Raw genomic sequence first — 16,140 nt, 5'->3', positions numbered from 1 at the left:
CAGGGCGCGGCCGAAGGGCTCGGCCAGCAGGCGGGCCAGGATGCTCGGTGCCGCTGCCAGGCGGGAAGGGCACGACGATGCGGATCGGCCGGTCCGGCCAGGCGGCCCGGGCCGGGCCGGCGGCGAGCAGCGCGGGCAGTGCCAGGGCGGCGCGGCGGCGGATGCGCGGAATCATCTCAGTTGCTCCCCAGGCGCCGCATGGTCTCACGCACCGGGTGCCGGTCGATCGCCAGCACCGCTTCCGCCGCCGCCTGGGCACGGTCGGGTGCCAGGTGCATCCCGGCCGCAAGGCCGTATTTCCGCAGCGCCCCGGTCCGGTCGAGCTGGCGCTCGCCGGCGCCGCTATTGACGCGCACATGGTGGCGCAGCTGGCGGCCGTCCTGCAGCTCCAGCTCGACGCCGCCGGAGAAGTAGTCGGGGTAGCCGGTCTCCGGGTCGGTCGCGCAGGTGGTGCGGTCGCAGAGCGTCAGGGTGCGCTCATCCGCCATCGCCTCGGGCCGCAACTCCGCCAAGCCGAAATGGCCAAGCCGCAGGCAGGTGGCGACGATGAAGGGGGCGCTGAACTTGGCGGCGTATTCGGTCTGCGGCCGGGCCTTGGCGGCGACCGGCTCGGCGACGATGGGCAGGGTCGGCGCCGGCAGCAGGATGCGGATGCTGCGGATGGCGTCGACATCCAGCCCTTCGGCATGCAGCGCGATGGCGGCGTCCGCCGCGCCATGGGCGAAGTGGCAGACCGGGTAGGGCTTGATGGCGGTCTCGGCCAGCTTCCAGTCGGTGCCGAGCCCGGCCGAGAGCTGCGTCAGGTCGGCATGCGGCAGTTGCGCCTGCAGATGCGACTGGAACAGGCCGAACTTGCCCTCGTAGGGCCGCGTCGGGCCGATGAAGCCGTGCCGCGCCAGCATCGCCGCGGTGATGCCGGCGACGGCGCCCCAGCCGGGATGGAAGCGCTTGGTCCAGGCGCCTTCCTCAAGGAAGACCTGGACGCCGGCGGCGGTGCTGGCGGCGATTCCTGCGCCGAGACCAGCTGCGCCGCGTCCAGCCCGAGCAGCCGGGCGGCGACGACCGTGCTGCTGAAATGTGCGATGACGCCGGTGCCATGAAAGCCGGCATGATGGAAGCCGCCTCGGGCGGCGAGGCCGACCCGAATGGCGACTTCCATTCCTGCGACATAGGCCGCCATCAGCGTCTCGCCATCGGCGTCGAGATGCTCGCCGAGCGCCAGGGCGCAGGGCAGGGTGGCAACGCTGGCATGGACGATGCTGGCGAGGTGCGTGTCGTCGAAGTCGAGCCCGTGCATCAGCACGCCATTGGCCAGCGCGGCGTCGCGCAGCGGCAGGCGTTCCGTGCGGCCGATGACGGTGCAGTCGCCGGGGCCGCCAAGCGCCACGATGCCGGCCATCGCCTTCGGGGCGAAGGGAAAGGCATTGGCGGCGAAGCCGACGCCGACGGCATCCAGCATCTGGATGCGGGCGCGCTCGCGCACCGCCTCGGGGATCGCCGCATAGCGCAGGCCGGCGGTAAATTCGGCGATGTCCGCGGCGTGGCCAGTCGGCTGGGTCATGCCGGTATCCTCTTGCCAGCGGGCTCATGCACATCGCGCCAGGCGATGTAGCGGGCGAGGCCTGCGCGCAGGTCGACCGCCGCCTTCCAGCCGATTTCCCGCCGCGCCTTCTCCGGGGAAAAGCCGAGATGCGTGCCGCCGGCCGACTTCACCGCGCGGTTGTCGGCGCGGTACTCCGGCTGCAGCCCGCTGGCGCCGCAGACCAGCAGCAGCGTCTCGACCAGCATGGCATGGGTGGTGTCGACGCCGGTGCAGAGGTTGAGCACCTGGCCGCCGCGGCCGTGCAGCATGGCCGCGATGCAGCCGGCGGCGACATCGGTGACGTGGACATAGTCGTGCACCTCCTGCCCATCGCCGACGATGACCGGCCTTTCGCCGCGCCGGATGCGGTCATGCGTCTCGGCAATGAAATTGGCGTTCACCGCGCGGGCATGCTGGCGTTCGCCATAGACCGAGGAGAAGCGCATCCCGCTGAACCCGATGCCGTGCCGCTGGGCATAGAGCAGGCCGAGTTGCTCGCCGAGCAGCTTGGTCGTGCCGTAGACCGCGGCGGCGGGGGAGACGCTGGCCATGGTGGTGGGGCATTCCTCGTCCAGCACCTCGGCTGCGGTATTGCCATAGGCGGCGACGGAGGAGGCGAAGACGACGTGGCGCGCGCCGGCGATCCGCGCCGCCTCCAGCGTGTTCACCACGCCGGTGGTGTTCACCGCGAGGCCGAGCGGCGGGTTCTGCGAGAAGGGCAGGGTTAGGAAGCCGGCCAGGGCGAAGATGGCGTCCGCGCCGGCGGTCGCGTCGATCAACTCGTTCAGCCGTAGGATGTCGCCCCGCACCAGGCGGATGCGCGGGTCGCCGACGAGATGGGCGATGGTCTCCGGCGTGCCGAGGGCGAAATTATCCAGCAGACGGACCTCCGCAGCGCCCTGGTCCAGCAATCGGTCAGCGATATGCGAACCGATGAGACTGGCCCCACCGGTGACAAGGTAGGCCTTCCCGGCGACGGTTGACGTCATCTGCATCCTCCCGCGCCGCCCGATTGGCTCGGCGGCCTCTTGCAGACCATGCTTCCATGGTGCGGCGGCGGCTGTCAACGCAGCCGCACACGCCTGTATGCAGCTGAGCCTGCCGGGCTTCGGCGGGTGGGGCGATGGTCGCGCGCGACGGCAGCTTCGGCCTTTGCCGGGTCGTCTGGCCTGGCACCGGTGGGCCCGATCGGCACGACGAGGTGGCCGGGCGGCGCGGCAGGCGCGGCGGATGGTGGTAGATGCCGTGGGGACCGCGGCGCCGCCTGGGGCCGGATCTCGCGTGCTGCTTTGCTGCAGCATGTGGCGCAGGTCGGCTTCGCCGGGCGTGAACCATTCATGACTCGGCGCCATCACCGATGGCATCCCGCAAGAGTCATCATGGAGGCGCCAAGCAGACATCCACATGCCATGCACGCGTGTCAGCAACGCCCGTGGATGATCATCGTCGTCAATCCGACTGCGGGCAACGCTCGCCGTGGGCGATTGCGGGCCGTTCTGGCAGCCCTCGCCCAACACCGGGTGGCTCCGACCGTGCTCGAGACGCACGCACCCGGCGATGCCGAGGCACTGGCTCGCAGGGCGGCGTGCAACAAGGCAATGCTTCTCGCCGCCGCCGGTGGCGACGGCACGATCGCCGAAGTGGCGCAGGGCATCCTCGACAGCCGGACGCGCCCGGCTTTCAGGTGGCGCTGTTCCAGGACCGGGGATGTGCCGGGCCATGCTCGCCGGCCTCGCCCTGCCTTTCGATCTCCTGCCGAGACTTCCTGGCATGACGCTGCACCCAGCATCGCGGTATTCGGTAGCAAACGCCACCAGAACGAAGGCTGAGATCGAGGTAGACTGAGCACGCCATTTGAGGGGTGCTGGATGTCTGCCGAAGCCGTCGCCGCCCTGCGCGCCAAGGGCGCCGAACTCGCCGCCGAGCGGGCGGCGCTGCTGCGCCGTGCAGAGGCGCTGGCAGCCGACATCGCCGCGCTTGAGCGCGCCGTCGCCATCCTCGACCCAGCGCAGGCAAGTGCTGCGACCACGGCACCCACCAGGAAGCGCCAGAAGGGCGCGTCCAGCCTGGACGGCCTCTACAGCAAGGGCGAGTTCCAGCGCGATGCGCTGGAAGGCCATCCGCACGGCCGCCGGGCCGGTCAGCGCGCACGGCATCGCCCGCGACTTGGCCGAACGGAAGGGCTTGGACCTCGGCACCTACGAAGTCCGCCGCGGCTTCGAGAAACGGGTCAGCGCCCTGCTGAGCGGCCTGAAGGCCCGCGGCGTGCTGGTGAACGGCACCGCCGACGCCGAAGGCCGCCAGACCTACACGGCGGCGGAGCTGAGGCCCCGCCGGGCGCCAGAGGAACTCGCCCGGCGGGTGATTGCCCTGCCAGTAGCCCTTCATCCAGCGGGAGACCGGGTGCGCCAGCGCCCGGCGCAGCAGGTCGCGGGTGAGCCAGCCGTTGTCCTTGCGGCGGAAGTCCTCCCGCCAGGCGAGTTCCGCCACGTACCAGTCGAGGTACTTCCCCGCCATACGGTGGTGCGTGCCCTTTTCGGCGCGCTTGATGCGGAGATGGAAGCCCTCGGCCAAGTTCGTGTTGTTCCCGTCCTCGTCCTGGTAGTGCTTGTCGTGGTCGACCTGGGTGTGCCGCCAGATAGCGCCGAGGTCGCCGTAGGCGGCATGCGCGTCGGTCAGGATGCGAGCGCCGCGCGCGACGTGCTGCCGGGCCAGGCCGATGGCCACTTCCTTGCTCTCGACCGTGGTGACGGCGGTGACGATGCGGCCGCTGCGCTGGCGGAGCGTGATGACGCAGCGACGCTTGCCCGTCTGGTTCTCCGGCTTCCGCGCGTCCTTCCGCTCGGCCTTCTTGTTCTCCTTCCGGCGGTGGCCGCCGATGTAGCAGCCGTCGATTTCGACCGTGTCCTCCAGCACGAGGTCGCGCCGCTCCACCGCAATGGCCTCGCGCAGCTTGGTCAGGAGCACGAAAGCGGTCTTCCACTGCACCCCAAGCTGGCGCGTCAGCAGCAGCGCTGCCTCGTTCTTGGCGGCGCTGGCGGCCAGCGCGATGGCCCCGAGCATCTGGCGGAAGGATAGCTTGTGGGAGGCGAAGGCCGTGCCGGAGGTGACGGTGAAGTCGCCCCGGCAGGCGGAGCAGCGGAAGCGCCGCCGGGCGGTTTCATAGAACCTCACCCCGGCGCCAACCACGCCGCAGCGCGGGCAGTGGTCAGGCTTGCCGTCCGTCCCCGGCCAGCGGGCACGGCGAAACTCGGCGTAGGCCGTGTCCTCGTGCATCCGCAGCACCTTGGCCACAGGCAGCGGGCGGGAGGCGGCGGAGAGCAGGAAGTGCTGCGCCACGGCTCAACACCCCCGCCCAGCGGCCACGGGGCAGGCTGGGCGGTATTTCCCAGCCCCCGGGCATTGTGCTCACGAGGCGGGCGGCGAGGCGGGCGATGGCAACCATGGGGGGCTCCGGACGGGCAAGCAGGCTGATGGCCTCGCGGTAGCGAGGTCAGAAAGGTCAGCGAGGGCTGCGTATCGTCCGGGTCATGACAGCCTCATACCGCACCCGGGCCGATTTGTCGATCGCAGGGGCGTGGGCGGGCGGATCGTCGTTCCGCCGAAAAGGTATGCGCTCTATGGTTGACGCCGTTTGGGGTGCTTCTCTGAACTAGACAAGGAAAGGCCCGGTTCGTAGCCGGGAGGAGAATGAGATGAGTGTTGAACTTGGCTTGGCCTTTGGAGCCGCCCTGGAGGCGCGCGACGCCAAGGCCGCGCTTACCCAGGCGAACGCCAACATCCACTATTTGAACGGAGTGGTGGACCAGCAGGCGGCCGAGAATGCGGCGCTCAAGGCCCGAATAGCGGCGCTGACCACGCAAATGGCGGTCCAGCAGGCTGACGTCGCGGGCCTCAGGGCGGTGGTGGGGACGTTCAAGCAGACCCACCCGAACAGCCATCTGCTCGCCGACACGGGGCGCCGTTTCAAGGACGGAGACGTGAAGAGCCAGGCCACCTTGGTTTACGAGAAGGCGTTCGACACGAAGGCCCGAGAACTCGGCATACAGAACCCGGAGCAGCATCGCGTGGACTGACCAGCCGCATAGAACTCCGCTGACGACGTCAGCTTCGAAATCGGAAAGCCTAAAATCCCTTCAAAGGCAGCAGCTTAGGCTTTGTTTGGTGGCGCTTGCTACCGAATACCGCAGCATCGCGGATCACGCTGCTGACCCCGGGGGTGCCGTGGCAGACGGACGGCGATGCCGCCGGTGCGGGCGGCGTGAGCATTGAGGAAGCTGGCATTATCCTGCCCATACGCGTGCCTTGATCCAGGGCAGAGGCCGCGCCATTGGCCGCGCGCTGGCCGGCAGATATTCGACGGCCTACCGGCCACTCTGACCGACACCGCTGCCCTTCGCCGCCTGTGAGGCTGCCCCAGTCACGATGGCGACCTTGCCGGTCAGACCTCCCGTGCTCGCTTCCCTCCCGATGCACGATACTGGTGAAGCATCTCGGCCCCGCCCCGCGCGGTGATGCACGGAAAGCACACGGGCCGCTGCGGTTGCGCCGCAATGCAGAAAATCAGAGCGTATATTTTCTACTTTTGGTAGAGGGACGTCTTGTAAGCCACTGCTTTGCCGATGGATGGACTCCCATGCTGATCGCCCAGGTCGTGACCAAAGCCGAATACGAGCAGGCGCTTGGCGAAATCCGCCGCCTTGTCGCCTTAGAGCCGGATCGTGGCACCCCCGTAGGGGAGCGGCTGGAAGCCTTGACCTCTCTTGCCGAGACATTCGAGGCGGAATGCCTCGTGCTGGACCTCGCCGACATCGAGGCGCGGTAGGCCGACATCGTCGCGCGGCGGCAGGCAGCGGCTTGCCCAATGGCCGAGGGCATCGTTGGCATGATTGAACGACCCAACTCGGTCCTGGTCAATCTCGATGCCCAGCATGCAGGATCGATTGATGCTGGCCGCGATCGCGCCAAGGCCGATCTGTGGACCGAGGCAAAGCGCATCTGGCTGGCGAAGTCCTGCCCGTCGAGCCAGTGATCTCATACGGGTGCTAGGCTGCCGCGGCCTCTCGCAAGCGGCGGGCCTCATAGGCGCCGGCATGACACCGTGCTAGCCGAAGGAGAGCGTGTGGACGCTCAGCTTCTCCGCTCGCTTCTCCATGTCGCCCAACACGTGCTCACCCTCCGTCGGGGCACGCCGCTCGAAGTCGCGGAGCATCGGAGCGGTGAACGGCGACACCACCTTCGTCACGAACCTGATGGCGATGTTCATGATTGCTGGGCGGGGTTCATCCCCGCATGCTGCGGCCAGCGCCCGGCTATTTGGCAAATCGCGCAAACACCGGATCCCGTCCGCCTGGGTTGGCAAGAATGTCGCCGATGCTCTCTCGCATCGGCCAAGTCGCAGCGGTAAGGGCAGCGAACCGTGGACAAGTGGGCTGACCTAGACCTGCGCGTAAGCCTGCTTACCAAGCACGAACTGACCAAGACGGTGGAGCTCGTCACCATTCTGGCGGAGCGGGTCGGGGGTGCAGACGGATGCTGACCCCGAGATTGACGTGATCAAAGAGGATGTGACCCCCGAGGCGGTGCTCCCTGAGTTCGAGACCAGCTAGGCCACCAGAATAGCTGCCGGCAATCATCGACGCGTGCCGACTTTACCCAGCGATCCTAGCCGCGACTCTATGGTGCTCAAGCGGCGCTCGCACGCCTCTCTGAAGTTGTGGTGGTCGCCGTGGATGCTTCGGCGCCGGCCAAGACTCGCGCCACCGGTACCGTGATCTTGACGGCGAGGCCGGTTGGCTCCCAGCGCCGCTCCACCGTTCCGCCAAGCTGGCCGCGTACCGTGGTGTCAACCACCCGTGTGCCAAACCCCCGACGAGCCGGCGTATCAGCGATGGGAGGCCCACCGCTTTCAGTCCAAAGCAGGCGCAGGAGCCCGTCTTCACCCGCCCTGCGGCCTATCGTCCAACGCACCTGGACCTTCCCATCGGGAGCGGAAAGCCCCCGTGCTTCGCTGCATTGGTGGCCAACTCGTGCAGCACCATGGCGAGCGGCTGCACCGCTGTCGGGGCGAGGGCGACCGCAGGCCCGTCGATGGACACCGCCAGGCCGGCTTCCGTGCCGTCGCCTACCGCGCTGTAGGCAGCCAACTCCCGCTCGACGACGGCGCGCAGGTCGGCACCTGACCAGCCACTTTCCGCCAGGAGCGAGTGGACGCGGGCGAGGCCGGCGACGCGCGTGTTTCGGCCGCCGCAAAGGCCCCCGGCTGGTCCCGCGGAGTGAGGCGCAAGACCGACTGCACAACGGCCAGGATGTTCTTCGCCCGGTGGTCCACCTCACGCACGAGGACGTCTTGTCGCGCCTCCGTCGCCTTTCGGGCGGAGATGTCGCGCATGATCAGGGTGAAGAACCGCTCGCCCGTGGCATCCCGCCAATCGGCGATTGAAAGGTCAAGCGGCAGCATAGTGGCATCTTGGCGCTTACCCTCAACTTCGCGCCCAACGCCGGTTGGCGTCCTCTCGCTGGTCTGCAAGTAGCCCGCGAGGCTGGCGTCTTGCTGGAGAGAGCCGTGGGTACAAATGAGCATCGCCACGTTCTGGCCGACGGCCTCTGAGCCGGCGTAGCCAAAGATTGCTTCGGCGGCGCGGTTGAGAGGAGAGCATCGTCCCGCCCTCATCCGTCACGACGATCGCGTCCGCTGCGGTGTCCAGGACGGCGCGAAGCCGCGCTTCTCCAACCGCTACGGCCTGCGCCCTTTCGCGGAGCGCGACATGCGCCTGCAACACCGCAGCACGCAGGCGCTCGAACTCCTGCACGCGCACTGGAGGCCCAACGGGCATGATCTCGGCGGCGCCGCCAGTCGACACGACGCGCTCCGCCTTCCGCGTCAGCCAATCGACCGGCCGGAGTACCCGCCGGCCGATCCAGACTGCGACGCCGAGCGCCAGGACCACCGCGCCCATGCCGCCGATCGCCAGCATGGCGAGCGGGCCGCGTAGGCTCGCATGGTAGGTGGACAACGGTTCGGCGACGGTGACGAACCACCCTGGCGCGCCGGGAATGCGTCGGAACGCCGTGACGATCTCGACTTCATTGCGGTTCGGGCCACGCAGTGTGCCGGCCTCTCCCTCCTGAGCGCCATCTGTCACCCATCCTCGCACTGTCTGGCCGACGTACCGCTCGGCATCGGTGGAACGGGCCACGATCCGCCCTTTCCCATCAACGAGCGATGCATAGCCGCCGTCGCGGAAGGTCTGCCCGGCCAGCATCCGTGAGATGCGGTCGGCCTCCAAGGCTGTACCGAGAATGCCGTAGACCTGCCCATTCCTGATGACCGGGACGTAGACCGGCGCGACCCACCGGCCGGTCACTCGACCGCTCAGGAGGTTGCCGATGGCTGGGAGGCGGGTTTCGACGACCTGCCGCACCAAGTCGATTGATCCGCTTTGCTGCCGGTCACCATAGTCGGCATCGGCTGGGAAAGTTGTGTGCAGCAGCAAGGAGCCGTTCGGCGCCACCAAATAGATGCGGGTGCCGAGCATGGCAGCGACTTGTCGCGCTCGCTCGTGGAACGAGGCCAGATCGCCTCCGGGGCCGAGGTCGCGGGCGGTGGCCAGAGTGGAGAGCGCGAGCGTGTGGGAGGCAATCTCCGTATCGACGGCGCTCGCAAGCGCCTTGACGGTGCCTGCAAGCCGGTCGTCGAAGGCTTGGCGATAGCTGTCGACCGCCGCCCAGACTGCGATGCCGCCGACTGCAAAGACTGGGAGGAGGGATGCAGCCACGAGTGCGACGATGTGCGCCCGAAGGCCGCCTAGTCTGGACCGCTTCCAAGAGACTGCAGGCAAGCCATTTTTCAATGATTGCATTGTATGCCAGATCATCTATCGGCGAGCTAATCATTGCAAGCGATGATGCGGTTCCGGAGCATTTGCGACCGGACTTGCCGGTGTCCTCTATTCCGGTCTGCCCGCGCGCACCGATCCGTCTGCACAAGTCACCCAGCCCATCGCCCCTGTTGGTTGATCCGGCCTCTGAACTGGCACCGGGTTGGGAGCGATCCTCAGGCGTGGCGAATCGGAGTCAGCTTTCTGCCGCCTCCGTCGTCCATGGCGCTTATGCAAGCGGTCAGACGTTCAGGAAGCCAAGACGCTCGATCTGGCAGTGCTGCCGCCACGCAACGGCTGCGGCTGAGGCCAGTCGCACAGCGAGAGCACGTCGCTTCGCCTCCGATTGCGGAACCCCTGGACGACCCAGGCCAGCGCCGTCTCGCCCGCGCTCAGCGTGTCCGTCGCAGTGCCCGCAGGAATTAGGCGAACCGAGCTACCCTTCAGGTCGGCGGTCATTTTGACCACCAGGATAAGGGCATGGTCGGACGTTGATCGGTCTACCAGTTGCTGACGCAGCAAGACAGCGAAATGGACCGCAGCGTCGCGTTCGGCCTGGTCTAGGCTTGGTACAGCGGGCGGAAGATGCCGGCGGCTGTACCCTGGGACGGGGAGAGCATCGAGGGGCATGTTTTAGGTTCCGGACTGGGGGTGTCCAAGCGACGAAGCGGCAACCCTGGGGGGGAGGACGGCCAACATTCGCTCGGTGCAGTATCCAGAAAAGTGGGCTTTTGCTTCAATAAATTAGCCGTGGGTTGCTGTGAGTTGTGGGCCGACACGACCGGGCCGGTGTCTCACGTGGGAGAGATGCCGGCTGTCACGTTACGCCGAGCGGTGATCACTGCCCTCGACGGCCCCGAGTGCCTGTCGCGCTTAGCCTCGGCTACGATGAGACCCGAAGCCCGTGCAGTTGTGGCCGAGGCCAAGATGCAACCAGAACGTGTGACGTCTGTTTTGAGCGGTGGAGATTTGGCAGGTGTCAGATGCCGCAACGGGAACGGTTCGATGTAGCATTCGCTGCTTATGGCTCGCCGACGGGCAGCGGAAGCCAACTTCTCGCAGCGAAGAAGAGCCCAACTGGTCGATCACGCGTTACACGCGACGCGGCCATTCATGCCGCGCGCAAGCTCTACGCTGGAATGACGACCTACCAAGCTGCAAAGGACATGAAGCGCGATCTAGGCTCCTACCTATCGCGGTGTTGGCCACGTGAAAGGTATCTCGACGAGATTGCCGGTCGGGGTGAGTGAACTTCGCGCCGCGCTGCACCGGCTTGCCTGCGCGAATGACGGAAGAGAGCTTTGTTGGCGCCGCATCTACGACATCCTCAGCAGCGGCTTCACCCGGCGCGCGGTAAATGGGTGGGGCCAGCGTTCACTGCCGAGCGCACAGACATCGCTTCCAAGCTTTAGTGCCTGGGCGGGATGGCGGCCGCGGCGGGTCTTCGCCCTCTGGAGATCAAATGCGCTCCTTGTTCTTCGCCCGGTCTGTGCGACTCTCCGTGACGTCGCCCCGATCACGTCGGCGATCCAGGTTGCCCGACGCGGCTGTGCGCGGGTTGAGGTCGGCATCGCCGTGCGAGCTATCGATGCGCAGCCCAAGGCGCGCGTTATGCCCGGCGCATCGAGCCCGCACCAGGAAGTCCACGTTGCGTCCGGTCTCAACGAGCCTGTCGCCAAATCAGCCGCCCGGCCCATTTGCTGTTTCGAGAAAATCATTCGATTCAACATCAACTCATCGGTTTGTCAGGTGACGCGGCGCGCTCGGTTCGGCTTCATCCGGTTCGACCCGTGTGGCAGCGGCAAGTGGCTCGTATTGCAGCACGGGCGGCTTCTTTTCGATGGTTTAAAGCGTCAGGTAGTCACGGATGCATGCGTTGGAACGGACTGCACCAACAGCGGACGACACTCCGCTCGATGCATGGTTGCGCCAAGCGCTGCATCAGTCCTTCGGTGCAGCCCTTTCCGAGCCGTTGCCGGCCGACCTGCTGGCCTTGGCCGCTGGTGAGCCACAGTCACGCGGCTCGCAGGTCGTGGGCAGGATTGAGCGATGGCTCAGTCGACCAGTGGAGATGCGCGACGGCAGATAGTTCAGCCCCGCTCTCAGCTACTCTCCGCCACGGAACGGGTAATCGGCACAGCAGTCCGGAACGCCTGTCATGAAACCGTCGAGCGGGCCAATCTCTGAAGCGGCGAGGATGTCGTCCATGGGCGTCTTTGGTGCGAGGTTCTGGCCCCCTGCCGCTTTCGAATGTGCACGCGGCTTCCGTTACGACTGGGTCAGCTGGCGTCCGGCAGACGCAACGAGGGCGATCTCAGGACAGTCACGACCGATGAGGTTGTCGATCCGCGCATTTGTAAACGCTGCCGCGAAGCAATGCAGATTTCTGCAGTCATCAGGGGTGAGGCACTGCGGTAGCGGGAACGGGAGGGCCAGGTCACGACATATGATGCGCTTCGATATCTCGGCGCATCACAAACAGTTCGCATTCTGAGACATATTCAATCATTGAGATATTTTTCTGTATATCAAATCATCCTCTCTGCGTCGCATCAGATTCGGTTCCATGACCGAAGGATTTGAGGGGCATCGCCGAACAAAATGTCTCAGGGGTGAGGCAATAGCAGCCAGGAGCGCTGCCCGACGCGAGGTGAGCAGTCGATAAAGCAGCTTCGCAACTTCCGTACAAAATTCCAAATCAAGGCAAAATTTCGTGTTGCGAGGCTCATCGTATACACTTATACGGGATCTACCGCCGAGGGGAAGTCGGCGGCCCGACTGGACGGTGAGGTCAAGCCGGGGGCGCAGCCCTTGCCGACCAGAGTCTCTGAGCGATTCTGTCAGGCCGACCATATTGCTCACGCGTTTCACGCCCCCTGCTGGCAGCTTGTCGGCAGGGGAATGAACGCGCCGCGACGCCTATTACGGCCTGCTGGTCTCGACCGGCACCGTTGTCGCTTTCAGGGGGCGTAGGGTCTTTCCACTAACTCGTTTTGCTTTGCCCTGCACGGAAGTCTTCATCGCGGCTCGCGAAGGGCTAAGCACGAGCAGTGGACATGGCATAACGCGGGCCTGTCCACCGATCCCGGCGCTCCGTGCGGCTCTTGCAGGTTCGCCTGCGCATGCGCCTGACGCCCGGGGTTCGGGATTGGGACATTTCGGCGCAACACACCGTTAAGCTCTGATGGCCTAAGTTCGCGCATGAACGGCATAGCGCCAAACACCCGCGCCTTCGCCCAGCTGGGACTGTTCAACCCGCCAAACCCTGATCGCTGATGGGCGGGGAGACCAGCGCCGCCCATCCGCTACGCCTGCCGCCAGCCGACGAGTGCGTCCCATCGCTGGTGCTCACAGCAATTCATGCGGATAAGATAGAGGCAGCCGGACAGACCCATCCGGCGCCGCCGCCTGACACCGTCGTGACTCCGCGGCTGCAGGGCATCCATGCCCAGGATCAAGGGCAAGGCTCTGCTACCCTGAACCACGACGCGCAGGCGGCCGAGATGGCCCGACTGACCCAGGCGCTCCATGACGCGAAGGAGGTGCATGCCGCAGACATTGAGCGCCTACGCGTTCAGCATGCCGCGGAAATGCAGAGGTTGGTCGAAGCTCTCTGGCAGGCGCAAGACACAGCGCGGGCTGCATCGGCGCTGCCTAAGCGAGCCAAAGAAACGCCAGCGCTGGAAGCTCGACCAACGTCCAACGTTCAGCCTAAAGCCTTGCCAGCGTGGCAGGCCCGATTCATGGGTTGGGGCGAAGTCTCATTATTCGGTCGGGCCTGCGCTGCCTTGAAGCAGATCGGCCAGCGATGGGCGGCGGCCTTCCGGGCGTGGGGTTAGAACTCAGCGTCGCAGCTTGGCAGAAGGCAAGTTCCGAACCGCCTGCCTTTGATCGCTGAGGGGCACTGTCAGCCGCGATACTCGACCCTGCTCCCTCGACGTCACTTGCGTCAACCACCAGTCCAGTTTGGCGCCCCGCCGCGCGGCCCGGCGTTCGCCACACGCCAACTCTGGCTACCCACATGCGGCATCCCCGCCGCGCCTATTCGGCGGCCGCTTGCGAAGCCGTGTGCCTTACCTCGCGCAGCGCCGTCAGGAGGGCTTGGTAGTCCACCGGCTTCTGCAATAGGACGAGGCGAACCATGGCCGCCGCCACCCTTTTGCAGCGCCTCCGCCCCGCCGGGTGGCGGCGACCCGGTGACCACCACAATGGGCAGGCCGGGCCGCTCAGCACGCAGGTCTTGGATCAGCGCTTCGCCGCCGAGGTGCGGCATATTCAGATCGGTGACGAGGACGTCGAGAGCCGGGCCCAGGCGACGGGCCGCCGCCAGCGCCGCGACGCCGTCAAAGGCCAATCCAACCTCGTGCCCGTCCGCTTCGAGTAGATCGAGTAGAGACATGGCGACCAGTGCCTCATCTTCGGCGACTAGAATCCGGAGTGGCATCATTGAATGCTCCGCGCGACAGCCCCGATCTGCACATGCCTCTGCATGCAACTCCAAGTCCCTTCTTGCCATGGGAGACACAACTCGCAAACTCGTGTCGAAATCCCATCATCTGCCAGTGACAACAATGACATCAAACAGGTGATGGGACGGAGGGTATACACGCCAGCCTCCACGTTCCGGCATGACAACCAGCGGGGTACAAAGCCGCTTCCAGCGCCGGCATGCTTCAGACAGATGTCTGAGGCAATGCGTCGGCTGGCAGCACTCCGGCCTGCGGGTGGCCTAGGCCCCGTTAGCGCCTGAGCCAGTCGGCGGTGGCGGCGAGGCAGAGCACGCCGAGGAAGGATGCGGCGGTCTTCTCGTAGCGGGTGGCGACGGCGCGCCACTCTTTCAGCCTCGCCCAGAGGCGCTCGACGCGGTTGCGGTTGACGTAGACGGGCGCCGGGCAGGCGACGGTCACCTCGTTGATCTTCGGCGGGATGGCGGGCCGCGCCCCGAGGTCCCAGAGGTGCTGGCGGAAGGCGCGGCTGCTGTAGCCTCGGTCGGCCACTACCCAGACCGGCACGCCGGGAAGGCGCGCGAGCAGCAGGATGGCATGGGGCAGTTCGTGCGCCTGGCCGGGTGCAAGAGCAAAGGCAACCGCGCGGCCTGTCCCGTCGGCGATCACGCAGGCCTTGGTGCCATAGCCGCCGCGAGAACGGCCAAGCGCCTCACCTGCGCCCCGCTGCGCCGAAGTGTCGGCTTTTTGGCCGCCCCTGCCGCCTTCTGGTGAGCGCGGATCGAGGTGCCGTCGAGGAAGGCCATGCCGAGTTCGACGCCGCGTGCCTGCGCCACGGCGAGCAGTCGCTCCCACACGCCAAGGCGCGACCAGCGAATGAAGGTCTGCGCCGCCATCCACCACGGCCCGAACGCCTCAGGCACGGCGCGCCACTTCGCCCCGTTCGTGTGCCGCCCGATGATGGCCGAGAGTGTCCGCCGCAGGTTGCTCGGCGGGACCTTCGCGTGCGGGCGGCACGCCTCCACCAGCGGCTCCAGCACAGCCCATTGCTCATCTGTCAGAGCCCATCCGGGAAGTTTGGGTTCATGCTGAGGGCTTTGTTGCCAGCCGTCGAAGCATGATGCGGATCATGGCCATGCGGACGAAGGCGGCGGCGATGCGGCAATGCCGCTCGAAGTCGCGGGCCAGCCGCCGGTTGCGGCTGATCCAGCCGATGGTGCGCTCGACGATCCAGCGCTTCGGCAGCACGACGAAGCGGTGCCTATCGCAGCGTCGCACGATCTCCATCTTCCATGTACCGGTGCGGGCGACGGCGGCGGCCATCTTCGGCCCCTGATAGCCTGCATCGCCGATGATGCGCTCGACAAAGGGGAACAGCCTGCGCGCCTGGCGCAGCAGCGGCTCGGCGCCATCGCGGTCCTGCACGTTGGCGGGATGCACGATGACCGCGAGTAGCATGCCGATGGTATCGGTCAGCAGGTGGCGCTTGCGGCCGACGACCTTCTTGCCCGCGTCGTAGCCGGACGGGTCGAGCGTAGAGCCCCCTTTTGCGCGCCCTTCGCCGTCTGGCTGTCGATGATCGCGGTCGTCGGGCTGGCCTCACGCCCGGCACCCTCGCGCACCGCGACGTAGAGCGCGTGGTGGATGCGCTCGATGGTGCCTTCCCATTCCCAGCGCGAGAAGTAATCCCAAACCGTGCTCTTCGGCGGCAGGTCCTTCGGCAGCGCGCTCCATTGGCAGCCGGCGGAGAGCACGTAGAACACCGCGTTCAACACCTCGCGCACGTCCACCTTGCGGGGCCTGCCGCCGTGCTTCGCTGGCCGGATCAGTGGCGCAACCAGCGCCCACTCGGCATCCGTCAAATCTGAGGGATAGCGCAGCCCCCGCCGGTCCGCCGCACGCCGATGTTCCGCCGTCCATGCCATCCGTCTCCTCCCGCAGATCGCCCGCAGGAACAGCGAGATCACATCCGATTCAGGCGATTCAATTCCTTTCCGGATGGGCTCTTAGATTGCTCGAAATCTTGCTCGACCTTTCCTCGACGACCACGCCCTCGCTTGGCTGAAACGCGACTGGTGTCGTACGGCGCGTGCAGATGACGCGCGGAGAAGGGAGACCGGTCTGAGCGCCGACCCGCGGATCCGGCCGCAGCCCTTGGCCGTCTTCGGCGCGACAGACCGCTGTTTCCGGTGCATGGGGCACAGGCAGCACTGGAAAGGCACAGGCCGCGAGC

At 66.6% G+C, this 16,140-nt stretch carries 14 protein-coding genes and 3 pseudogenes; 5 read left to right on the top strand and 12 right to left on the bottom strand.

Annotated elements, in window-relative coordinates; genetic code table 11:
• Positions 1-176: 176 nt before the first annotated feature.
• From ACQ86J_RS08625 to ACQ86J_RS08615, 3 genes and pseudogenes are all read right to left on the bottom strand, one after another.
• Positions 177-902, bottom strand: coding sequence for a hypothetical protein (locus ACQ86J_RS08625; RefSeq protein WP_431272343.1), 726 nt, complete (start codon positions 900-902; stop codon positions 177-179).
• Positions 882-1,561: pseudogene (locus ACQ86J_RS08620) on the bottom strand (MmgE/PrpD family protein); the annotation flags it as partial. The pseudogene ACQ86J_RS08620 and the gene ACQ86J_RS08625, both read right to left, overlap by 21 nt.
• Positions 1,558-2,493 carry an NAD-dependent epimerase/dehydratase family protein gene (locus ACQ86J_RS08615; protein WP_431270787.1) on the bottom strand — a complete coding sequence of 312 codons (936 nt, stop codon included), beginning with the start codon at positions 2,491-2,493 and terminating at the stop codon, positions 1,558-1,560. The pseudogene ACQ86J_RS08620 and the gene ACQ86J_RS08615, both read right to left, overlap by 4 nt.
• A 126-nt stretch (positions 2,494-2,619) precedes the next feature.
• Here ACQ86J_RS08615 and ACQ86J_RS08610 point away from each other — a divergent pair.
• A pseudogene (locus ACQ86J_RS08610) lies at positions 2,620-3,201 on the top strand (diacylglycerol kinase family protein); the annotation flags it as partial.
• A 61-nt stretch (positions 3,202-3,262) separates the two neighbouring features.
• Here the strand turns inward: ACQ86J_RS08610 and ACQ86J_RS08605 are convergent.
• Positions 3,263-4,921, bottom strand: coding sequence for an IS1595 family transposase (locus ACQ86J_RS08605; protein ID WP_431270786.1), 1,659 nt, complete (start codon positions 4,919-4,921; stop codon positions 3,263-3,265).
• Between the two features lie 356 nt (positions 4,922-5,277).
• Between ACQ86J_RS08605 and ACQ86J_RS08600 the strand changes: the two genes are divergently transcribed.
• The 3 genes from ACQ86J_RS08600 (at position 5,278) to ACQ86J_RS08590 (ending at position 6,614) form a co-directional block, all read left to right on the top strand.
• Positions 5,278-5,658: a hypothetical protein gene (locus ACQ86J_RS08600; protein WP_431270785.1), complete on the top strand. Its 381-nt coding sequence runs from the start codon at positions 5,278-5,280 to the stop codon at positions 5,656-5,658.
• A gap of 560 nt (positions 5,659-6,218) precedes the next feature.
• Complete coding sequence (locus tag ACQ86J_RS08595; RefSeq protein WP_431270784.1) at positions 6,219-6,407, top strand: hypothetical protein; 189 nt, start codon at positions 6,219-6,221, stop codon at positions 6,405-6,407.
• 39 nt (positions 6,408-6,446) lie between these two features.
• The gene (locus tag ACQ86J_RS08590; RefSeq protein WP_431270783.1) at positions 6,447-6,614 is read left to right on the top strand and encodes a hypothetical protein; all 168 of its coding nucleotides are present in this window, start codon (positions 6,447-6,449) and stop codon (positions 6,612-6,614) included.
• A 72-nt stretch (positions 6,615-6,686) separates the two neighbouring features.
• Here the strand turns inward: ACQ86J_RS08590 and ACQ86J_RS08585 are convergent, their stop codons facing one another.
• The 5 genes and pseudogenes from ACQ86J_RS08585 to ACQ86J_RS08565 form a co-directional block, all read right to left on the bottom strand.
• Positions 6,687-6,848: a hypothetical protein gene (locus tag ACQ86J_RS08585; protein ID WP_431270782.1), complete on the bottom strand. Its 162-nt coding sequence runs from the start codon at positions 6,846-6,848 to the stop codon at positions 6,687-6,689.
• A gap of 688 nt (positions 6,849-7,536) precedes the next feature.
• Entirely contained in the window at positions 7,537-7,782 is a 246-nt protein-coding gene (locus ACQ86J_RS08580; RefSeq protein ID WP_431272342.1) for a hypothetical protein, read from the bottom strand.
• Positions 7,707-8,255: a PAS domain S-box protein gene (locus ACQ86J_RS08575; RefSeq protein ID WP_431270781.1), complete on the bottom strand. Its 549-nt coding sequence runs from the start codon at positions 8,253-8,255 to the stop codon at positions 7,707-7,709. Before ACQ86J_RS08575 ends, ACQ86J_RS08580 begins: the two co-directional genes overlap by 76 nt.
• A 412-nt stretch (positions 8,256-8,667) precedes the next feature.
• Positions 8,668-9,120, bottom strand: a pseudogene (locus tag ACQ86J_RS08570) (PDC sensor domain-containing protein); the annotation flags it as partial.
• A 1,800-nt stretch (positions 9,121-10,920) separates the two neighbouring features.
• Positions 10,921-11,109: a hypothetical protein gene (locus tag ACQ86J_RS08565; protein WP_431270780.1), complete on the bottom strand. Its 189-nt coding sequence runs from the start codon at positions 11,107-11,109 to the stop codon at positions 10,921-10,923.
• A 1,628-nt stretch (positions 11,110-12,737) separates the two neighbouring features.
• Here ACQ86J_RS08565 and ACQ86J_RS08560 point away from each other — a divergent pair.
• Complete coding sequence (locus ACQ86J_RS08560) at positions 12,738-13,301, top strand: hypothetical protein (RefSeq protein ID WP_431270779.1); 564 nt, start codon at positions 12,738-12,740, stop codon at positions 13,299-13,301.
• Between the two features lie 110 nt (positions 13,302-13,411).
• Here the strand turns inward: ACQ86J_RS08560 and ACQ86J_RS08555 are convergent, their stop codons facing one another.
• The 3 genes from ACQ86J_RS08555 to ACQ86J_RS08545 form a co-directional block, all read right to left on the bottom strand.
• Positions 13,412-13,861, bottom strand: coding sequence for a response regulator (locus ACQ86J_RS08555; RefSeq protein WP_431272341.1), 450 nt, complete (start codon positions 13,859-13,861; stop codon positions 13,412-13,414).
• A 340-nt stretch (positions 13,862-14,201) separates the two neighbouring features.
• Positions 14,202-14,968, bottom strand: a protein-coding gene (locus ACQ86J_RS08550) for an IS5 family transposase (RefSeq protein WP_431272340.1) whose coding sequence is annotated in 2 segments (ribosomal slippage) — positions 14,202-14,650 and positions 14,650-14,968 — 768 coding nt in all. Because the reading frame shifts where the segments join, the coding sequence is not laid out codon by codon here.
• 22 nt (positions 14,969-14,990) lie between these two features.
• Positions 14,991-15,832, bottom strand: a protein-coding gene (locus ACQ86J_RS08545) for an IS5 family transposase (protein ID WP_431270778.1) whose coding sequence is annotated in 2 segments (ribosomal slippage) — positions 14,991-15,451 and positions 15,451-15,832 — 843 coding nt in all. Because the reading frame shifts where the segments join, the coding sequence is not laid out codon by codon here.
• Positions 15,833-16,140: the final 308 nt, after the last annotated feature.

Origin of the sequence: Dankookia sp. P2 (assembly GCF_050632255.1) — a bacterium.
GTDB lineage: Bacteria > Pseudomonadota > Alphaproteobacteria > Acetobacterales > Acetobacteraceae > Paracraurococcus.
This window is presented reverse-complemented; position numbering and strand designations above follow the sequence as displayed.

What these genes read in the sequence shown, in the direction of transcription:
- ACQ86J_RS08625 (WP_431272343.1), bottom strand. Translation starts at nt 902, where the DNA reads ATGCTGGCGCGGCACGGCTTCATCGGCCCGACGCGGCCCTACGAGGGC.
- ACQ86J_RS08590 (WP_431270783.1), top strand. Translation starts at nt 6,447, where the DNA reads ATGGCCGAGGGCATCGTTGGCATGATTGAACGACCCAACTCGGTCCTG.
- ACQ86J_RS08595 (WP_431270784.1), top strand. Translation starts at nt 6,219, where the DNA reads ATGCTGATCGCCCAGGTCGTGACCAAAGCCGAATACGAGCAGGCGCTT.
- ACQ86J_RS08555 (WP_431272341.1), bottom strand. Translation starts at nt 13,861, where the DNA reads ATGTCTCTACTCGATCTACTCGAAGCGGACGGGCACGAGGTTGGATTG.
- ACQ86J_RS08600 (WP_431270785.1), top strand. Translation starts at nt 5,278, where the DNA reads ATGAGTGTTGAACTTGGCTTGGCCTTTGGAGCCGCCCTGGAGGCGCGC.
- ACQ86J_RS08560 (WP_431270779.1), top strand. Translation starts at nt 12,738, where the DNA reads ATGGGCGGGGAGACCAGCGCCGCCCATCCGCTACGCCTGCCGCCAGCC.
- ACQ86J_RS08585 (WP_431270782.1), bottom strand. Translation starts at nt 6,848, where the DNA reads ATGAACATCGCCATCAGGTTCGTGACGAAGGTGGTGTCGCCGTTCACC.
- ACQ86J_RS08575 (WP_431270781.1), bottom strand. Translation starts at nt 8,255, where the DNA reads ATGAGGGCGGGACGATGCTCTCCTCTCAACCGCGCCGCCGAAGCAATC.